This is a genomic window from uncultured Neptuniibacter sp. (assembly GCF_947498015.1).
GTDB lineage: Bacteria > Pseudomonadota > Gammaproteobacteria > Pseudomonadales > Balneatricaceae > Neptuniibacter.
This window is the reverse complement of the sequence record NZ_CANMIR010000009.1, coordinates 126,197-145,408: the sequence shown is the minus strand read 5'-3', so window position 1 is coordinate 145,408 and position 19,212 is coordinate 126,197. Positions and strand designations below refer to the sequence as shown.

Genomic DNA, 19,212 nt, shown 5'->3' with positions numbered 1-19,212 from the left:
ATGGTGCCGGCACCAAGAGTCGAACTCGGGACCTACTGATTACAAGTCAGTTGCTCTACCAACTGAGCTATACCGGCTTCTCAACAACGAAGTGGCGCGTATATTACCACCGAATCAGGGCTTTGCAACCCTTTCACAAACTTTTTTTTCAATTTTTTCCAAAGAATAAGTTTCACGTACTATTTCTTTGATTTCATTGGATAAATTTCGATCAAATCCTTCAGATACAATTACTGTATAGGTTTTTTCTTCCCGCTGAGAAGAGTGCAGTTCATTCTGTATCCCGATCGCATTTAGCTCTGCCACCTTTAACTCGGCCGATTCCCTATCAATAAAACCAGTCAACACGTATTCAAAGCCTAACACGCCTTCATCTAGCTGCTTATGCTCATATTGTTCCAGATAATCCAATACCTCCAATCGCTCGTTCAGACTATCCGGCAGCGCTACCACGACTGTAAAATCAACCTCAACTAATTCCGCATACTCAAGACTTTCCGCTTCAAACCCATTTTCACGCACAAAACTGACCAGTGCATCGCCATGAGCGGCCGTTTCAAGCCCATAAAAAAAGGTACAACTTTCAACTTCATGTCGTTTTACATTGATCGACAGTGCATCAGCACTGATCTCACTCACCAACTTCAACTCATTCGCCGTAACCGACTGCCTGACAGTTTGCTTCTTACTTTCAGGAATCTGCAATGAGTACCACATCATTACAATAGCATTAGCCAGCAGTAAAAATAGAAACAGCCAACGCCACATACTTATTCACACCCCCATACCAATCCATCCATCACCAGATCGGGAATATACTCACCACACCCTGCAAGTTTAAAGAACAACTCGCCATCGCCTCCAGTTATGAGCAAATCCATTTCGGAGGAACGTTTATCAACCACGCTTTTTACGAGCGCATCAAAAGCAAAATTAATTCCATGAATAACCGCTTCAGATGTCGATCTTCCCGGAGAGTTGTCGAACATAGCAATATCATTATCTACCAATATTTCTGCTGTATTCGCCAGTAACGCTTTCTGCATTAATCGCAACCCTGGAATAATATACCCCCCGAGATGCTTACCACCCTCTGCAAGATAGTCGACGGTAATCGCACTACCACAGTCAACCACACAACATGCTCTCTGGCAGCGGCGATAGGCAGCCAGCATCGCCAACCATCTATCCACCCCCATTCTTGAGGGGTCGGTATAACTGTTAATCACACCATGAGATTCCCGCTGGGTAACAGCAAAAACAGGTAAGGGCAGACCAGAGGCAATTATCTTTTGTTGCAGCTGCTGATTGACAAGATCGCCCGCAACCGAGGCAATTCGCACGAGCTCAATCTTCGATAAGGTATCTGCACAGGGCAACTCAATCGACGTAAGATCTCGCGTAAGCATGCGCCCCTGGTGATTTACATTACCACCAAGGGTCCGCCATTTAATGAATGTGTTACCTGCATCAAACTCTAAAATCATAAAGGTCGCTGGATACTGACTTCACCACCGTGAAATGCCTGCACACCCGCCGCCGTTTCCAACAACAGCGCACCGGAACTATCTACACCCTGACAAACCCCTTCAATTAATTTCCCACCGACTTGCAGCACGATTACTTGCTCCTGCATCGCATGATAAGACTGCCATTCATCGACAAGGCCAATGAACCCATTCCTCTCAAAATCCCTTAACCCCTGAACCAATTCATTCAGAATTTCGGCTAGCAGATGATTACGATTCAGCACCTTCCCTGCAATAGTTTTCAGATCTATCCAGGGCTGATCGATCGAATCAGCCTGATCACGCGGCATCTCAACGTTAATCCCAACCCCTATAACGACCTGGCATTGACCGGAAGCCTCACCATTAACTTCGAGCAGAATCCCAGCAAGCTTCTGACCACGATAGAGGAGATCATTCGGCCACTTCAGCTCAACCCCAGAGATCCCCTGTTTCTCTAAAGCTTTCACGATAGAGAGCCCGACCAGCAGACTTAACCCTTCAAGAGCCGCAGCCCCCTGTTCAAATCGCCACACTAGTGAGAAGTAGAGGTTTCTTGCAAAGGGGCTGACCCAGGTACGTCCCCGACGCCCTCGTCCCGCGGTTTGCTGCTCAGCCATATAGAGCCTGCCGTGGCAATCCTCTATCTGGCACTCCTTCATTGCAAATTCATTGGTCGAAGGGATAGTCAGACGCAGATTGATATCGTCAATATCACTCGCAACTGAGGGCAGTAAGCCGGCTACCACTCTATCAACATCAAGGAGTTCCAAGCCCCCCGGAACACGATAACCCCGCCCCTTGACACTGTAAATTTCCAAACCGCCCTCTTCGAGACGGCGTATATGCTTCCAGATCGCACTACGACTGATACCAATCTCTTCCCCCAGCTCTCTGCCAGAGTGAAATTTGCCATCAGCCAGAATAGACAACAACGAACGGATCGTCATACTACTTTGCCTTCTTTAATTTCTGTCCAAAACGATAAAGCTATAGTTATACGGGTTCGGCCCTTCAGCCTGAAAATCTTCTCTACCCACTTCAGCCCATTTATCACGAGAAAACTCCGGGAACCAGGCGTCCCCTTCAATTTCAGCTTCTACTTCAGTCAGATAAAGGCGGTCAGCCCTATCCAGCGCCTGCGCGTAGATCTGCGCCCCACCTATCACCATCGCTTCTTGAGCACCATCAATCAGCGCAATACTTTCCGCCAACTCTATCGCCAATTCCAAACTTGCCACCACTTTAACACCAGCTGGCGAATAATCTGGCTGACGGGAGATTACAATATTTGTTCTACCCGGCAATGGGCGACCAATCGACTCATAGGTATTACGTCCCATTATGATGGGCTTACCCATAGTCACCTGTTTGAAATACCGTAGATCCTCTGGGAGATGCCAGGGCAACTTATTGTTAATACCGATGACGCGATTTTTTGCCTGAGCCACTATAATAGCCAGGTTCATGAAAACTCCTTATTAAACAGCCTGGATTGGGCAGATAACCACCAACCCACTGTTAGATTCTTTACCTTAGCAACGTGCTTTGGTTAACATGACCAGACTAAATTTAACCACAGGGTTAAGCACAAACCAATGAGACAATACCTCGATCTCTGTCAGAACATTATTAACGAAGGCGTCTGGGTCGAAAATGAGCGAACCGGAAAACGCTGCCTAACAGTCATTAATGCTGATCTCACCTACGATGTAGCCAAGGGTGAATTCCCGATGGTGACTACCCGAAAAACGTTCTACAAGTCAGCAATTGCAGAGATGCTTGGCTACCTCCGGGGTTATGATAATGCTGCCGACTTTCGCAAGATCGGCACTAAAACCTGGGACGCCAATGCCAATGAGAATACAGCCTGGCTAAATAACCCTTATCGTAAGGGCAAAGATGACTGCGGTTTCATTTATGGCAAAGTGGGGCGTAACTTCCCTAAACCAGACGGCGGAAGCATAGATCTGCTACGCAAGATCGTTGATGATCTTTCTCAAGGAATCGATGATCGAGGTGAGATTTACACTTTCTATCACCCCGGCGCTTTCCACATGGGTTGTTTACGCCCCTGCATGTATAGTCACCACTTCTCACTCTTAGGGGATACGCTTTACCTGAACAGCACCCAACGTAGCTGCGACGTCCCGCTTGGTCTGACATTTAATATGATTCAGGTTTATTTCCTACTGGCCATCATGGCGCAAATCACCGGAAAAAAGCCAGGCAAGGCTTATCACAAAATCGTTAACGCCCATATCTATGAAGATCAGGTGGGGCTGATGCGTGATGTTCAGCTAACCCGTGAGCCGCTTACGCTGCCTACCTTCAAAATCAATCCAGATATTAAGACGCTGGAAGACCTTGAAACCTGGGTCACTGTTGATGATTTTGAGGTGGAAGGATACGAACACCACGAATCAATTCAATATCCCTTCTCGGTGTAACTTCGCAAAAAACAAAAAAGGCGGTGTAAACCGCCTTTTCTATGAACATTACGCCCTTTTCTGGCCTGAGCATTGATAAGCAAACCCGAGCATCAGCGCCCCCAACAAGATCATCGGCAAGGACAGTACTTGCCCCATCGTCAGCCAATCCAGCGCAATAAAGCCGATATGCCCATCGGGTTCACGGTAGAACTCTACAGATGAACGGAAAATACCATAAAGCAGCAAGAACAAGCCGGACACCGCCATCCTTGGCCGTGGTTTAGCAGAGAACCACCACAGTACAATAAACATCAGGACACCTTCGAGGACAAACTCATACAGTTGCGATGGATGTCGCGGTAGTTCACCGCCACGAGGAAACACAACCCCCCACGGGAGTTCTGTGGTGCGTCCCCAAAGCTCTCCACCGATAAAGTTGCCAATACGCCCCATTCCCAAACCGATAGGGATCAGAGGCGCAATAAAATCAGTCATCTCCATCAGCGATTTCTGCTGCTGACGCCCGAAGAGGAACATGGCAACAATCACCCCTAGCAATCCGCCATGGAATGACATCCCCCCCTCCCAAACAGCAAAGAGCCAGAGCGGATCATCTAAAAACCGGTCAAAGTTATAGAACAGGACATAACCTGCCCGACCGCCAAGCACCACCCCCATCGCACCCCAGAAGATCAAATCAGAGATCTGTTGCTCTTTCCAGCCCGAGCCCGGTTTCCTCGCCCGGTACACACCTAATGACCAGGCCGCAGCAAAACCCGCCAGATACATCAATCCATACCAATGAATTTTCAGAGGTCCCAGAGCGATCGCTATCGGATCAATATCATGCACCCACACAAACAGACTCCTAAAGCAGGTTACTCAAGAGAAAACGTAAGCCAACAAAGAACAAAAACAGAGCAAAAATACGCTTCAATATATGAGAGGGGAGAGTATGCGCCAGTTTAGCACCCACCTTGGCAAAAATAGAGCTGGTCAGCACGATCCCTAACAAAGCAGGCAGATAGATATAACCCAAGCTCCACTCCGGCATCGCAGGGTGTCCCCACCCCTCCCAAATATTGGTTAACGCACCGATAAGGGCGATAGGAAGCCCACAGGCAGCGGATGTTGCCACCGCTTGTTGTAACTGGAGACGACTCCAGGTCAAATAGGGTACGGTTAATGTTCCCCCGCCAATACCGAAGATACTGGATAACCAACCAACAATAACACCCGCGACATTGTAGGCGCGTTTAGAAACCGGCTTTTCACCCGCTTCCGGTTTAATATTGAAACCCACCTGAAGAGCGACCGTTAACGCAAAAACGCCCAGAGCGATCTGCAACCATTCACCTGTCATCAAACCAGCGGTTTTAACACCAACAAATGACCCAATTAAAATACCTGCGGTAAGCGGTTTAACAATATCCCAACGCACAGCACCCTTACGCTGATGTGCAAGTGCAGAGCTGATAGACGTAGCCACGATAGTGGCCAATGATGTTGCGACAGCCGCATGGGTTAGAACATCAGGAGAGACGCCCTGCAGTTCAAACGTAAACACCAGCACAGGAACAATCAGAACCCCACCACCAATACCAAAAAGGCCAGCCACGACACCTGCGGCCGCACCTAATATCAAGTAGGTCAGTATTACAGTTAACATCAATACACCCTTAAAGATGTGTTATTTAGACAATAACCACTTAAAATTCAGAAGGAGTGCTATCTTACAGAAATAAAGCGAGCTTTACCTATGTGCCTGATCACCTTCGCCTATCAATCACACCCTGAATACTCCTTTATTCTGCTTGCAAACAGGGATGAATTTTACGCCCGACCCAGCCAATCAATGCATTTCTGGCAAGATCACCCAGAAGTTTTAGCCGGCAGAGATCTGGAACAGGGTGGGACCTGGCTCGGCATCAATCAGACAGGTAGGTTCGCCGCCGTCACTAACTACAGAGATGGCAGAAATCGAAAAGCAGATGGGATAACGCGCGGAGATCTCACACGCAGCTACCTCATTAAGACTGAAGGCGCCGGCGGCTACATTGACAGACTTGAGGAGAACAAGAACCTTTATGGCGACTTCAACCTTCTTCTAGGTGATCGGCAGGGCCTCTATTACTGCTCGAACAGAGGCGAAAAGAGCCGGGCACTCTCTGCAGGCATATACGGGATGAGTAATGCACTGCTGGACACTCCATGGCCTAAATTAGAATACGCCAAAGCAAAACTTCAAGCTCTTCTTGCCAACCCAACGCTATCAGAAAGTGATTTGATAGAGATCATGCTCAACCCCTCCACCGCCAGAGATGAGCATCTACCTGATACCGGCGTGAGCTTAGAGTGGGAGCGATTACTTTCATCCTGTTTTATCCAAGCCGAAAATTACGGAACACGAGCAACCACACTGATCCTACAGAAACCCTCTGGAGAGACTGTGATCACAGAACTTAGTTTCGATCAACATGGAAAAACAGAACAGAAAACTTTTGCGCTTAACGTAGATCCAATCGGGGCTAACCAGGAATAACTGGCTGGGCCGGAAGAGCGATCCCTAACTTTTCAAGACGTTCATTAATAAGCAACTGAATTCGATCAGCATCATCCATCGCCATCACCTCTTTTAGCAGTTGATCAGCATCAACCTTACTAACTGAGCGGATAGCTGATTTCACTTTTGGAAGGTTAGTTGCGTTCATCGAAAGCACATCATACCCCATCGCCATCAACAGCAATGCTCCCCCAGGCTCAGAGGCGACCTCACCACAGATTGAGACCGTAGCATTTTCTTTGTGAGCTTCTCGAGCGATGTACTCCAATGCTTTTAATACAGCAGGGTGGTAACTGACATAGAGATCAGCCACTCGGGGGTTATTTCGATCCACCGCCAGAAGATATTGGGTCAAATCATTTGAACCCACTGAGATAAAATCAACCCGGCGTGCAAACCTGCGTACTTGGTAAACCGCAGCCGGGACTTCGACCATCACCCCCACCATCGGGCGTTTGATATCCAACCCCTCCTCCTGCAGCTCGCGTACAGCCCGGTCTATCTGGCGATTCGCCTCTTCAACCTCACGTACACTTGTGACCATCGGTAACATGATCCTCAGGTTATCGAAACCCTCCCCAGCTTTGAGCATGGCTCGAACCTGCACAAGGAAGATCTCAGGGTGATCCAGTGTCACCCGAATGCCTCGCCACCCCAAAAATGGGTTTTCCTCTTCAATTGGGAAGTAGGGCAACGCTTTATCACCCCCTATATCCAAGGTTCTCATGGTTACGGGGCGAGGATGAAACGCTTCTAACTGTTTTCTATAGGTTTGCGCCTGTTCATGTTCACTGGGGAAAAATTCACGGATCATAAAAGGGACTTCGGTTCGGTAAAGACCGATACCCTCAGCACCCCGATCCAGTGAACGTGCCACATCAGCAATCAACCCGGTATTTACCCATAACGGCATTCTGTAGCCATCACTTGTTTCTGCCGGCAGATCCTTGATCCCCTCAAGCTCTGCCGCTTGCTCCTGCTCACCTTTGACGATATCCCGGTAAGCATTCAGGAGATCTTCTCCCGGCTGAACATAGATACGCCCTGAATAGCCATCCAGAATCAACTCACGTCCATCGATACGGGTCAGAGGCAGATCCACAGCACCCATGATGGTCGGGATGCCCATCGAGCGCGCAAGAATTGCAGCATGGGAGTTACTGGAGCCATGAACTGAGACCAGGCCGACCAATTTTTCACTGGGCACCTCGCCCAGCATCGCTGGTGTTAGCTCATCTGCAACCAGGATAGTCTCATTGGTAAATTCGAGGGATGCAGGGGCAGCCTCCTGCAGGTAGGCAAGGACTCGACGGCCCAAATCTTTAATATCGGTAGCGCGTTCACGCAGGTACGGGTCATCCATCATAGAGAACTGGCGCACATGTTCCGCTACAACTTCACGCAGCGCACCCTGAGCCCAATTACCCTTTTCGATAGTTGCGACCACCTCCCCGGCTAACGCATTGTCATCTAGCATCCGCAGGTAAACATCGAAGAGCGCCTGTTCTTCAGAACGCAGGCGTTGCGCCAAGCTACGGCCCACAACTTTAATATCTCTTCGCACCAGTTTCAGTGCTTCCTGAAAACTCGCGATCTCTTTCTGGATATCTTTGGCAACTTTATCCGGTACCGAAGCCAGATCAGCAGGTGGAGCGATCACTGTTGCAGAACCTATCGCTACCCCGGAGGATCCCGCTACACCTTCAAAACGAAGATCAACAGCCTTCTTTTCCTGTTCCGCAACTGAACCTAAAGATCCCGTTGCCTCTGCATGGGCAATAGCGCCCGCTAACTGAGCAGAGAGCGTAACAAGAAACGCCTCTTCACTCTCATCAAAGCGGCGTGTCTCTTTTTGCTGCACGACCAACACACCCAGCACATCACGATGATGTATGATCGGCACACCGAGAAATGAACTAAAACGTTCCTCACCGGTAGATTCAACATATTTGAACGCAGGATGATCAGCGGCGTTTTCAAGATTGATCGGTTCTGCACGAGCGACCACCAGCCCCACGAGACCTTCTGAAGCGGAGAGACGGACACTCCCGATCGCTTCCTGATTGAGGCCCTCAGATGCCATTAAAACATAGCGTTGATCACTTGGATCAAAGAGGTACGTGGAACAGACCTCTGTCTTCATAGAACGCTGGATTCTACGCACAATCAGGTTCAGTACCGACTCCAGATCTGGAGCGACACTCACCTCCTGTACAATTTTTCTTAAGACATCCAGCATCTATCACTCCCCTTTCAGGAATCAATAATATTGATTCGCGACAACTTTGGAGATAACTCCCGCATCGCTTTACGATAAACCTCACGTTTAAAAGACACTACCTGGCCAAGCGGATACCAATAACTGACCCACCGCCAACCATCGAACTCAGGTGACTCTGTATGATCAATGGTGACAGCACTATCTGCACTCAACATCCGCAGCAAAAACCATTTTTGCTTCTGGCCGACGCATACAGGATGCGAATTGCGCCGGATCATTCGTTTGGGCAATCTATATCTTAACCAACCGCGCGTTACAGCGACGATCTCTACATCTGCAGCCGAGAGTCCAACTTCCTCTCTCAGTTCGCGAAACATTGCCTCTTCTGGGGATTCATCTTCATTGATCCCCCCCTGAGGGAACTGCCAGGCATCCTGGCCAATGCGTCTTGCCCAAAGGACCTGACCCAGCGAGTTAGCCAGAATGATACCGACATTCGGCCTGAACCCATCTGAATCAATCACTTCAAAATTCCTAAATCTTTTTCAGCTATTGTTCCATACTTCTTTCACTGTCAGCAAATCCCATTTGATTGAATTGCATTCACTGCTTTTCGGCCCTATGCTTGCGGCAGTTAATCGATGTTTGAGGATACGTTTTTGAGCTTAGCAATTTTTGACCTGGACAATACCCTTCTCGCCGGTGACAGCGATCACGCCTGGGGCGAATTTTTATGTGAAAAAGGGATTGTTGATAGCGAAGAGTACAGCCGGGCAAACGACTATTTTTATGAGCAGTATAAAAATGGGGGATTGGATATCTATGAGTTTCTCGAATTTGCACTGCGTCCCTTAGCTAAGCTTCCCCGTAATGAACTGGATGCCTTACACCAGCAGTTCATGCTGGAAAAGGTTGAACCTATGATGTTGCCTAAGGCTGCGGAACTCCTGAATAATCATCGCGAACGTGGCGACTATCTTCTGATTATCACCGCTACCAACCGTTTTGTGACAGGACCCATCGCTGCTCACTTGGGCGTTGACGAGATCATTGCAACAGACCCGGAAGAGGTCGATGGACAGTTCACTGGAAAAGTTTCGGGCACACCCTGCTTCCAGAGCGGCAAGGTGACACGCCTGAATAACTGGCTAGAAGCGAATCCGCACGATCTCAGTGAGAGCTATTTTTACAGCGACTCACACAACGACCTCCCTCTTCTTGAGCAGGTAGGTCACCCGATCGCTGTCAATCCAGACGAAAAGTTGGAAACTCTGGCTAATGACAAACTCTGGCCTGTTCTGGACCTGAGATAAGTTCCCGAGACGAATAGAGGGGGCTGTTCTGATTAACCGCCCCCGATTAAGCGACAACTTTGCAGTTCTTCAACGCATTATTAAGCTCTTTCATGAGCATGCTGCGAGTGATAATCCCAACCAGCCGCCCCTCTTCAACTACCGCGTACACCTTCGGCTTGTTCAGCTCCATCTGCTGAGCCAGATCTACAACACTCAATCCGGGCGAGACTGTTAACGGGTCCGTCCGCATAATATCTTTTACCTGCTTATGACTATCACAGTGATAACTATCTGTGACCAGATAGGGTAAACAATCAAACTCTGAGAGGAAGCCCACAACATGCATCGCGTCATCAACAACCGGCAGACCAAGGTAGCCTGAATCAAGAATATGGGTCACAGCATCCACCAGAGGCATCTCATACCTTAGCGGCACATTCACCGGGTACATCGCATCTCTGACTTGCAACATAATCTCACCTTCCTGCTTGCTTCTTTCTTTTTACAGTCTGGCAAAGAACGAAAAAATGACAAACTCACGCATAAAAAAGGGAGCCGATATAAGGCTCCCTAACGATTTTATCAATCATGGTTATGGACAGGGATTCGGATAGGTCACATGGATTGTCTCAATCGCATCCAGCAGCTCAGCATCCATCTGCAAGGATGCAGAAGCAATATTTGCCTTTAGCTGATCCATATTACTCGCGCCTATGATATTGGCATCTACATAATCTCTGCTATTGACCCATGCCAGTGCCATCACGGCCGGATCGAGACCATAGTTTTTAGCCAGATCTACATAAGCCTGAGTCGCCAACTGCCCCTGCTCGTTCAGATAACGAGCATATGTCGGGTGGCGAGTGATCCTAGCCCCCTGCGGACGCTGACCATCAAGATATTTACCGCTAAGTACCCCAAAGCCCAGAGGGGAATAAGGTAGTAGTGAAACCTCTTCACGCTGCAGCACTTCGGTTAAAGCGATTTCTGCGGTGCGATTTAACAAGCTGAAAGGGTTCTGCAGTGACACGCATTTCGGTAGATCATGCAGCTCGGCTAACTGCAGATACTTCATGACTCCCCAGGCACTCTCATTGGAGAGGCCAAAGTGCCGCACAAGCCCTTCATCCACCAGTTCCTGCAATATTTCTAGCGTTTCCAGAATCGGTGTCCCATCCTTCTCAGGCTGGTGTGTATAATTGAGCTGCCCAAAAAAATTAGTCGCTCGATCAGGCCAGTGAAGTTGGTAAAGATCGATATAATCGGTCTGTAAACGACGCAAACTCTGAGTAATCGCCTCACGAATATTACGACGATCCAGCGCCATATCCTCGCGGATATAACTCACCATCTCACCAGGACCTGTGACCTTAGTTGCCACCACCATCTGATCCCGGTTGCCACGAGCCTTCAGCCAGTTACCGATAATCTCCTCGTTCCGCCCCTGATACTCTGCAGACGTTGGGATAGGGTACATCTCAGCCCCATCGAGAAAATTAACCCCCTGCTCCTGAGCATAATCCATCTGCTCAAACGCTTCTGCCTGTGTATGGTCACTACCATAGGTCATCGTCCCGAGACAGATGAGGCTCACTTCAAGATCGGTACTGCCTAACGTATTGTATTTCATTCTGGGCACTCTCCGGTTGATGACACTAGGCGGACGGTAAAACCCGAACAAAGAATGATTTCAGGTAATCCGTTTCCGGAATCGCAGGATGCACCGGATGATCTGCGCCCTGATGTCCCTGATCAAAGATCTGTGCGGTACGATCCAGTTCCCGACTATTGCTGCGAATGATATCCACCAACCGCTCTCGCTGCAGATGCATGGAACATGATGCAGATACTAAAATTCCATCCTTTTTCAGCAAGCGCATCGCAAAATTATTCATCCGGGAATATGCGCGCTCCCCATTACGGATATCTTTCTTTTTCTGAATAAATGCAGGCGGATCAAGCACCACGACGTCAAATTTCTCTTTGTCCGCAATCAATGATTTACAGATATCAAATGCATCGCCATGAAAGCCTTCAAAACGATCAGACGCATTGTTAATACGAGCATTCTCAGCAGCCACCTCCAGCGCAAAATGAGAGGCGTCCACACAGATCGCCTGAGAGGCGCCCGCTGCCAGAGCCTGAGCGCCCCAGCCACCAACGTAACTGAACAGATCAAGCACTCGTTTACCTTCCACGTGCTTTTGCATCTGTGCACGATTGTTGCGGTGATCATAAAACCAACCGGTCTTCTGGCCCTTCTGCAAGGGAGCAAGCAGCGGTACCGAATTCTCCATCAACGGGCAAAGTTCTGGAATATCTCCCTGAACAATCTCAGTGTAAGTTTCCAGCCCCTCCATATCCCGCATTTTGCCATCGTTTCTCAGCAAAATAGCTTTTGGGGTAAAAACCTTATTCAGTGCATCGATGATCTCATCCAGCACTGCTTCCATACCCGCTGTCGAGATCTGCACCACAAACACATCGTAGAAGCGATCGATAACCAGACCAGGTAAGCCATCACTATCGCCAAAAACCAGACGATAACAATCATCGCTGAAACAGCTCTCCCGCAGTGACAGGGCCACTTTGATACGGTGGATAATAAGAGAGCGATCCAGTGTATATTTCAGGTCACGGCTGACAATACGTCCACAGATCAAGGTATTAGGATTGACATATGCCACACCCAGCGGCTTGCCTTTATCTGTTTCCACAATAACCTGCTGACCCGGCTCAAAGCTTTTCAGAGGGGTTGCACGATTATCCACTTCATTACTGTAGATCCAGAGGTGGCCACCCCGTAGACGACGCTCAGCTCCGCTATTCAGTTTCAGTGTTTGCAATGCCATGATTTCCTGTTTTTACAGACAACTGTCCCGGCATATAGCCGGGACAAATAAATTATTCACCTGAGGGCTAGCCTCAGAAATAGTTAAGCTTCTGCTTCGCAAAGATCGTTATAGTCTTCGCCGCTTAACAACCCATCCAGCTCACTGTTATCGCTCAGCTTCAGCTTAAAGAACCAACCATCACCGTATGGATCAGAGTTAACCAACTCAGGAGAATCCTCAAGCTCTTCATTAACAGCAACCACTTCGCCACTTAAAGGCGCATAAACATCAGAGGCAGCTTTTACAGACTCAACAACGCCTGCATCATCACCTGTAGCTACCTCAGCACCCACTTCAGGTAGTTCAACAAATACCACATCGCCCAGCAGATCCTGTGCGTGATCGGTCACACCGATAGTAACGGTACCGTCTCCTTCGACACGAATCCACTCATGACTAGCAACGTATTTCAGTTCAGATGGGATGTTACTCATGTTCAATTCCTACCCTATGGGTCCTGTTAAATCGTTAATCAAAAACTTTTTTGCCGTTACGGACAAAGGATGGTCGAATCACCCTGACAGGTACAAGTTTACCACGAATGTCCACTTCCGCTTTATCCTTTGTCGCTGCAGGGACACGGGCCATTGCGATAGCACAACCCAATGTTGGCGAGAAAGTACCACTCGTAATCTCTCCCTCACCAACGCCCGATACAACGACACGCTGATCTGCACGCAGGACACCGCGAGACTCCATTACCAGCCCTACCAACTTTTGATCAGGGCCTGTATCTCGAATACTCTGCAAAGCATCACGACCGATAAACAAACGCTCCTGTGGTTCCCATGCGACCGTCCAGCCCATATTGGCTGCAAGTGGTGAGATCGTCTCATCCATATCAGAGCCATATAGATTCATCCCCGCTTCCAGGCGAAGCGTATCACGCGCACCTAATCCACAAGGGGCAACACCTGCATCTGCAAGTGCTTGCCAGAAATCAGCGGACTCATCTTCAGGCAACATAATCTCTAAGCCATCTTCACCAGTATAGCCAGTTCTGGCGATAAACCAGCCTTCAGATTCAAGCCCCTGGAACACGCTCAGTTGGTCGATCAAAGCCGCTCGCGACTCTGATACTGCCTGCTTTACTGCCGTAATTGCTTCAGGCCCCTGAATCGCGATCATCGCAAGTTCAGGCTGTTCGGTCAGAGCAACATCATCAAAGCTCGCTGTTTGATCTGACATCCAGCGCAGATCTTTTTCACGAGTCGCGCAGTTAACTACAACTCTGAACCACTCACCTGCCACACCGGGTTCTGTCATCAGATAAACAATCAGATCATCAATAACACCAGCGTCTTCGTTCAGCATGCCGCTGTACATCGCTTTGCCCTTCTCCTTGAGCTTAGCGACATCATTAGCTAACAAATAGCGCAGGTACTCCTTGGCATCGGTTCCCGTTACATCGACCACGGTCATATGCGAGACATCAAACATTCCTGAGGCCTGCCTGACCTTATGATGTTCATCCACTTGTGAGCCGTAATGAATCGGCATATCCCAGCCACCGAAGTCGACCAGTTTCGCACCCATCTCTTGATGCTTTTCGTACAATGCAGTTTTGCTACCCATATTATTAACTCTTATTCAGGGTCTGGCGTGACAGTTAGAACCCAAACCGCTCGCCAGCTTTTATACGATTGTTCTCAGGTCTGATGGAGGAAAACGACCTAAAAAACAAAAAAGGGAAGACAATTTATAGGGATTTCCTTTGCAGTTCAATCATTGAACGATAAACATCCCTGCAACTATGGTCGCGCGCGGAGCTATTCTTGGATAGGCCGTTGTGCGATCTCTGGAAGATTGCCTGATAACCCCATAGCATCCATCACTATATGATTTTTGAGTGGCTTCATTCTATCCAACAGGTTCATCCCCATATTTCGCGCCAAACGCACAATAGGCTGCTGCTCATTGAACAAACGCTTGAACCCTTCCATCGCCGCTGACATCTTGATATTTTCACTTTGACGCACCCGCTGGTAGCGCTGCAAGACCCTTAGCGCACCAATATCCTCCCCTCTTTTATAAGCAGCGATAAGAGTTTCAGCCAGTTGAGCTGCATCCAGAAGACCTAAATTCACACCCTGTCCAGCCAATGGATGAATGGTATGCGCCGCATCACCGACAGCAGCAAAGCCCGATTTAACATAATATTTCGCATGCCGTTGCCTGAGAGGGAACACCGCACGGGTATCACTGTGTAGAATCTTACCCAGCCGCCATTCAAACGCCTGCCCCAATGCCTCACAAAACGCTTCAGAATCAAGTGCCATCAAGGCTTTAGCATGAGCTGGAGATGTCGACCATACAATCGAGCAATAATGATCTCCGTCATCACTCTTTAGCGGCAACAGAGCCAGGGGCCCGTCATCCGTAAAGCGTTGCCATGCCGTTTTTAAATGAGGCTGCTCTGTTTTGACTGTCGTCACTATCGCATGATGACCATAATCCCACTCCAGCATTGGCACACCTGCCATCTGCCGTGTTTTCGATAATGCCCCATCGGCTGCCACAACCAAAGAGGTTTGCACAACCGTACCATTACTTAGGGTGACTGTTTTCATAGCCTCCCCATTCACCGCTTTAACCTCGACACCGGTCATAAGCTGAACGTTCTCGTGCTGTAGTAACACTGAGTAAAGTCCGGCTAACGTTACCCGGTTTTCAACAATATGCCCCAGCACCGGCTCATGCAGCTCCCGGGCAGAAAAATGAATATGACCGGTCCCCTCTCCATCCCAAACATCCATCTCGGTATAGGGACTCATCCGGTAACTCTGCATCACCTCCCAAGCGCCCACAGCCGTTAAAATCTGCTGCGAAGCACAGGTTAATGCGCTGACTCTGGGATCAAATCCAGCTTCCTGCTGGTCACGGACGCTCATTCCAAATGCAGAGAGATCTCCAGCCCGCTGTTCCAGAACCAGAATTCGCATACCGGAGGGCGCCAACGCAGTCGCCAGCGTAACCCCAACCATACCGGCACCAACGATGATTAGATCCACCTGACTGGACTGCTGATTGCTTTTCATTGTCATCCTGAAGACCTATTTCAATTCCGGAGCGGGCATATCCAATCCCATTGCACTGCGAGCAAACAGTGTCCGTGCCGGTGGACAGATATCCATCAACTGCAACCCTACGTTGCGCCCGATAGCCAGTAAAGGATTCGCATTTGAGAAAAGCTTCATCGTCTGATCACTGAAGCCTATAGTGCGCTGCTGATCCAGTCGCTGCTGTTCATAAAACGCCTGCAACACGGAAAGATCACCAAGGCTAACCTTTTGTTTACGTGCCTCAAGCAACTTATCGGCAAGGGCAACAACACCGCGTAAAGCCAGGTTATATCCCTGCCCTGCGATAGGATGCAGAGCATGTGCCGCGTTCCCCAAAACAACCAGGCCACGGCGTACCTGCTCTTCAGCTAAAACCAACTTCAATGGGTAGGCGTGCCTTTCGCCCACTTTTATAAAATTCCCGGCCCGATAACCAAACCGTTCATGCAACCGCGCGATGAAATCCTGATCACTCAACGCCATAATCTCATCGATCTGATCATCAGGGATGGTCCATACCAAGCCACACCGATGATGCGAGCCATCATTTTCTAATGGCAACAGAGCCATCGGCCCCGTATCGGTAAAGCGCTCATATGCAACTGACTGATGCTCTCGATCAGGACTGATATTTGCGATGACCGCATGCTGCTCATAGGTTGTATAGGCGTAACTTATACCCATCTTCTCCCGCAGCGCTGATCGTCCACCATCAGCCATCACCACCAGCTCACTAGCAATACGATGAGTCGTTCCCTGCTGCTCAACCAGAACATCCATTGAATGCTGTCCCGTTTCGATATCAACCACACTGGCTGGACAGATGAAGTCGACTCGAGCCGCATCTGGCTGCTGCAAACGCTCCAGCAAAACACGACCGAGCCATTGATTCTCCACTACATAACCTAGAGCTGGCACCCCCTCCTGCTCAGCATTCAGCCGTGTCACTCCAAAATGCCCACGATCTGAAACATGAATCTGTTTAATAGGAGTAACATGCGTTTTCAGGGCATTCCAGACTCCCATCTTTTCATAGAGGGTTCGACTACCATAAGCCAGCGCTGTAGCGCGTGAATCATAACTGGGCTGATATTCCAACGAACCATTATCGGGTAATGCAAACGCTTCGATAACAGCAATATTCAGCTCCTGCTCCTCACAGGCAGGCAGGAGGGAACACGCCAGACTTGCACCCACCATCCCTCCACCAATAATGACGATATCGTATTTCTGCTTCATGCTGATGCCATCAACGCTTCTATTTCATCGATCTCTTTCGGTACGGCAGCAGTGAGAACTTCACACCCCGATTCGGTGATCAGGATATCATCCTCAATGCGGATACCGATCCCTCTCCAGCAGGGATCAACATCCATATTATCTGCAGCGACATACAGACCCGGCTCAATCGTCATGACCATACCCGGCTCTAGCGGCCGCCACTGGTTCTCAACTTTATAATCACCTACATCGTGGACATCCATGCCTAACCAGTGGCCGATCCTGTGCATATAGAAATCGCGATAACTTCCTGCAGTGATCGCCTCCTCTAATGACTCCTTGAGCAAGCCTAGTTCAATCAAGCCCTTTGTCAGCACCTCAACAGAACAATCATGCACCGCATCCCAGAGCACTCCAGGTTTAGCCAGATCAATACAGGCCTTCTGAGCTTTCAAAACCAGAGAATAGAGTGCAGCCTGAGGCTCACTGAATTGTCCATTGACCGGAAAAGTACGGGTAATATCCCCGGCATAGTGTTCCAGCTCGCACCCTGCATCAATCAACACCAGATCACCATCAGCCAGCGGCTGATCATTCTCTATATAGTGCAGAATGCAGGCATTTGAACCACCACCCACAATCGTAGAATACGCTGGCTGGCGAGCCCCCTGCATAGCGAAATGATGCAGAATCTCAGCTTCCAACTGATACTCCATCAGACCAGGCTTACAGAGTTCCATCGCTTTCACATGACCTTGTGCCGAAATTTCACCGGCACGCCTCATCAGATCCTGCTCCTCTGTGCCCTTTATCAGCCGCATCTCATTTAACAGATGATCCAGCATGACAAGCTCTGTCGGTGCCACTGCACCTTGGCGCACTTTTCCACGAATCAGGTTTAGCCAGTGCCGGATCTGTTGATCGAGTTCCTCATCCTGCCCGATTGAGTAGTAGATGCGTGACATCCCATTCAATAAAGCGGGTAGTACATCATCTATCTCACCGATGGCGTGCGCTTCATCAAACGCAAAATCATTCACGGCACCGTCTGGACCTGACCGATACCCATTCCAGATCTCCATCAGCTTGTCACGCTCACGGCAAAACAGCACTGTCTCACCCGAGGCTCTACCCGGAATTAATAACAGCATGGCATCCGGCTCATTGAATCCTGTCAGATAATAGAAGCTACTATCCTGACGAAATGGATACTCAACATCGTTATTACGCTGTTTCATCTGAGCGGAGGGGATAATCGCAATACTATCGGCTGGCATGTTGGACATTAATGCCTTACGCCGAGCAACAAACTGATCCAGATCGATCTTCATTTAGTGCAACCTACTATTTTCCGGCTGAGCGTTAGCAAACTCTTTCTGTTTATCCTCGAGCGCCTTATTACATTCAGTAAATAGCATCAGAACAGCCATACGAACGTACTCCTGCACTTCCATCAGATCCGCTTCATTCTCATCTAACTCTTCAAGCTCAACTGAGATCTGCGCAATCTGCCCGAGGTCATTCAGGGTTTCCTTCGCCTCAGATGAAAGTGAGGCATCCGTGTGCTTACCGTACAAGCCGAAACCACTCAAAAAGCTCTGACACCAGCGACCCAGTGATTCGGCCCTGACCGAGATCTCATTCTCATCATCGGGAAGCAACAACTCGAATTCGAGATCCAGGCTTTCGAGAGCACTACAGATCGCCCTGTACATAGTATCTAAGGTTTCTTTACTGCTCTCATGTGAAAGACCATCCAAGTCAAGCAGTTCACAGGCTATTTTGAGTAGTTTCTCAGGTAAGAGGCGTGCACCTGCAGCCACATGGCCCACAACCAGACCATGCAGCTCAGAGGGGGATACGATCTTCACCCCCTCCTCTACGAGCATATTTGCGATCAACTCAAAGTCAGGCAGATCGCAGGGTAGATTTTCTAAAGACATTCAATCAGGTCCATCAATAAATTATTGCTTATAATCCTAGCATTTCCGTAGATTCGGTGCAGCGTCATTGACC

Annotated in this window: 20 protein-coding genes and 1 tRNA gene; 3 read left to right on the top strand and 18 right to left on the bottom strand. The window is 49.0% G+C overall.

What is annotated here, in order from left to right; genetic code table 11:
• Window position 1: 1 nt before the first annotated feature.
• The 5 genes from Q0882_RS12495 to folA form a co-directional block, all read right to left on the bottom strand.
• Window positions 2–77, bottom strand: a tRNA-Thr gene (locus Q0882_RS12495).
• Window positions 78–114: 37 nt separating this feature from the next.
• Window positions 115–768, bottom strand: a complete 654-nt coding sequence (locus Q0882_RS12490; RefSeq protein WP_299182213.1) for a hypothetical protein — start codon at window positions 766–768, stop codon at window positions 115–117.
• A gap of 2 nt (window positions 769–770) precedes the next feature.
• Complete coding sequence (locus tag Q0882_RS12485) at window positions 771–1,487, bottom strand: type III pantothenate kinase (RefSeq protein ID WP_299182210.1); 717 nt, start codon at window positions 1,485–1,487, stop codon at window positions 771–773.
• On the bottom strand, window positions 1,484–2,458 hold the full coding sequence (birA, locus tag Q0882_RS12480; protein ID WP_299182207.1) for a bifunctional biotin--[acetyl-CoA-carboxylase] ligase/biotin operon repressor BirA: 975 nt from the start codon (window positions 2,456–2,458) through the stop codon (window positions 1,484–1,486). The genes Q0882_RS12485 and birA overlap by 4 nt, the downstream gene beginning before the upstream one ends.
• A gap of 15 nt (window positions 2,459–2,473) precedes the next feature.
• Window positions 2,474–2,977, bottom strand: coding sequence for a type 3 dihydrofolate reductase (gene folA / locus Q0882_RS12475; protein ID WP_299182205.1), 504 nt, complete (start codon window positions 2,975–2,977; stop codon window positions 2,474–2,476).
• Between the two features lie 129 nt (window positions 2,978–3,106).
• Here folA and Q0882_RS12470 point away from each other — a divergent pair, with 129 nt between their 5' ends.
• Window positions 3,107–3,958: a thymidylate synthase gene (locus tag Q0882_RS12470; RefSeq protein ID WP_299182203.1), complete on the top strand. Its 852-nt coding sequence runs from the start codon at window positions 3,107–3,109 to the stop codon at window positions 3,956–3,958.
• Between the two features lie 48 nt (window positions 3,959–4,006).
• Here the strand turns inward: Q0882_RS12470 and lgt are convergent, their stop codons facing one another.
• The gene (lgt, locus tag Q0882_RS12465; RefSeq protein ID WP_299182201.1) at window positions 4,007–4,798 is read right to left on the bottom strand and encodes a prolipoprotein diacylglyceryl transferase; all 792 of its coding nucleotides are present in this window, start codon (window positions 4,796–4,798) and stop codon (window positions 4,007–4,009) included.
• A 10-nt stretch (window positions 4,799–4,808) separates the two neighbouring features.
• Window positions 4,809–5,609 (bottom strand): sulfite exporter TauE/SafE family protein, encoded by an 801-nt coding sequence (locus Q0882_RS12460; protein WP_299182199.1) that lies wholly within the window; start codon window positions 5,607–5,609, stop codon window positions 4,809–4,811.
• Window positions 5,610–5,699: 90 nt separating this feature from the next.
• Here Q0882_RS12460 and Q0882_RS12455 point away from each other — a divergent pair, with 90 nt between their 5' ends.
• On the top strand, window positions 5,700–6,482 hold the full coding sequence (locus Q0882_RS12455; protein WP_299182196.1) for an NRDE family protein: 783 nt from the start codon (window positions 5,700–5,702) through the stop codon (window positions 6,480–6,482).
• Here the strand turns inward: Q0882_RS12455 and ptsP are convergent.
• A complete protein-coding gene (gene ptsP, locus Q0882_RS12450) occupies window positions 6,469–8,742 on the bottom strand; it encodes a phosphoenolpyruvate--protein phosphotransferase (protein WP_299182194.1) in 2,274 nt (757 codons plus the stop codon). The genes Q0882_RS12455 and ptsP overlap by 14 nt on opposite strands.
• 14 nt (window positions 8,743–8,756) lie before the next feature.
• The gene (locus tag Q0882_RS12445; RefSeq protein WP_299182191.1) at window positions 8,757–9,248 is read right to left on the bottom strand and encodes an RNA pyrophosphohydrolase; all 492 of its coding nucleotides are present in this window, start codon (window positions 9,246–9,248) and stop codon (window positions 8,757–8,759) included.
• Between the two features lie 135 nt (window positions 9,249–9,383).
• Between Q0882_RS12445 and Q0882_RS12440 the strand changes: the two genes are divergently transcribed.
• A complete protein-coding gene (locus Q0882_RS12440; RefSeq protein WP_299182189.1) occupies window positions 9,384–10,037 on the top strand; it encodes an HAD family phosphatase in 654 nt (217 codons plus the stop codon).
• 46 nt (window positions 10,038–10,083) lie between these two features.
• Here the strand turns inward: Q0882_RS12440 and Q0882_RS12435 are convergent, their stop codons facing one another.
• The 9 genes from Q0882_RS12435 to Q0882_RS12395 form a co-directional block, all read right to left on the bottom strand.
• Entirely contained in the window at window positions 10,084–10,491 is a 408-nt protein-coding gene (locus tag Q0882_RS12435; RefSeq protein ID WP_299182186.1) for a CBS domain-containing protein, read from the bottom strand.
• A 120-nt stretch (window positions 10,492–10,611) separates the two neighbouring features.
• Complete coding sequence (locus Q0882_RS12430; RefSeq protein ID WP_299182184.1) at window positions 10,612–11,649, bottom strand: NADP(H)-dependent aldo-keto reductase; 1,038 nt, start codon at window positions 11,647–11,649, stop codon at window positions 10,612–10,614.
• A 25-nt stretch (window positions 11,650–11,674) separates the two neighbouring features.
• A complete protein-coding gene (locus Q0882_RS12425; RefSeq protein WP_299182182.1) occupies window positions 11,675–12,871 on the bottom strand; it encodes a class I SAM-dependent rRNA methyltransferase in 1,197 nt (398 codons plus the stop codon).
• 83 nt (window positions 12,872–12,954) lie between these two features.
• A complete protein-coding gene (gene gcvH, locus Q0882_RS12420; protein WP_299182180.1) occupies window positions 12,955–13,347 on the bottom strand; it encodes a glycine cleavage system protein GcvH in 393 nt (130 codons plus the stop codon).
• Window positions 13,348–13,381: 34 nt separating this feature from the next.
• Window positions 13,382–14,488 carry a glycine cleavage system aminomethyltransferase GcvT gene (gene gcvT / locus Q0882_RS12415; protein WP_299182178.1) on the bottom strand — a complete coding sequence of 369 codons (1,107 nt, stop codon included), beginning with the start codon at window positions 14,486–14,488 and terminating at the stop codon, window positions 13,382–13,384.
• Window positions 14,489–14,682: 194 nt separating this feature from the next.
• Entirely contained in the window at window positions 14,683–15,951 is a 1,269-nt protein-coding gene (locus tag Q0882_RS12410; RefSeq protein WP_299182176.1) for an FAD-dependent monooxygenase, read from the bottom strand.
• A gap of 15 nt (window positions 15,952–15,966) precedes the next feature.
• Window positions 15,967–17,214: a 2-octaprenyl-6-methoxyphenyl hydroxylase gene (gene ubiH, locus Q0882_RS12405; protein ID WP_299182174.1), complete on the bottom strand. Its 1,248-nt coding sequence runs from the start codon at window positions 17,212–17,214 to the stop codon at window positions 15,967–15,969.
• Window positions 17,211–18,527, bottom strand: a complete 1,317-nt coding sequence (pepP, locus tag Q0882_RS12400; RefSeq protein WP_299182171.1) for a Xaa-Pro aminopeptidase — start codon at window positions 18,525–18,527, stop codon at window positions 17,211–17,213. Before pepP ends, ubiH begins: the two co-directional genes overlap by 4 nt.
• On the bottom strand, window positions 18,528–19,139 hold the full coding sequence (locus Q0882_RS12395; RefSeq protein ID WP_299182168.1) for a UPF0149 family protein: 612 nt from the start codon (window positions 19,137–19,139) through the stop codon (window positions 18,528–18,530).
• Between the last annotated feature and the right edge of the window lie 73 nt (window positions 19,140–19,212).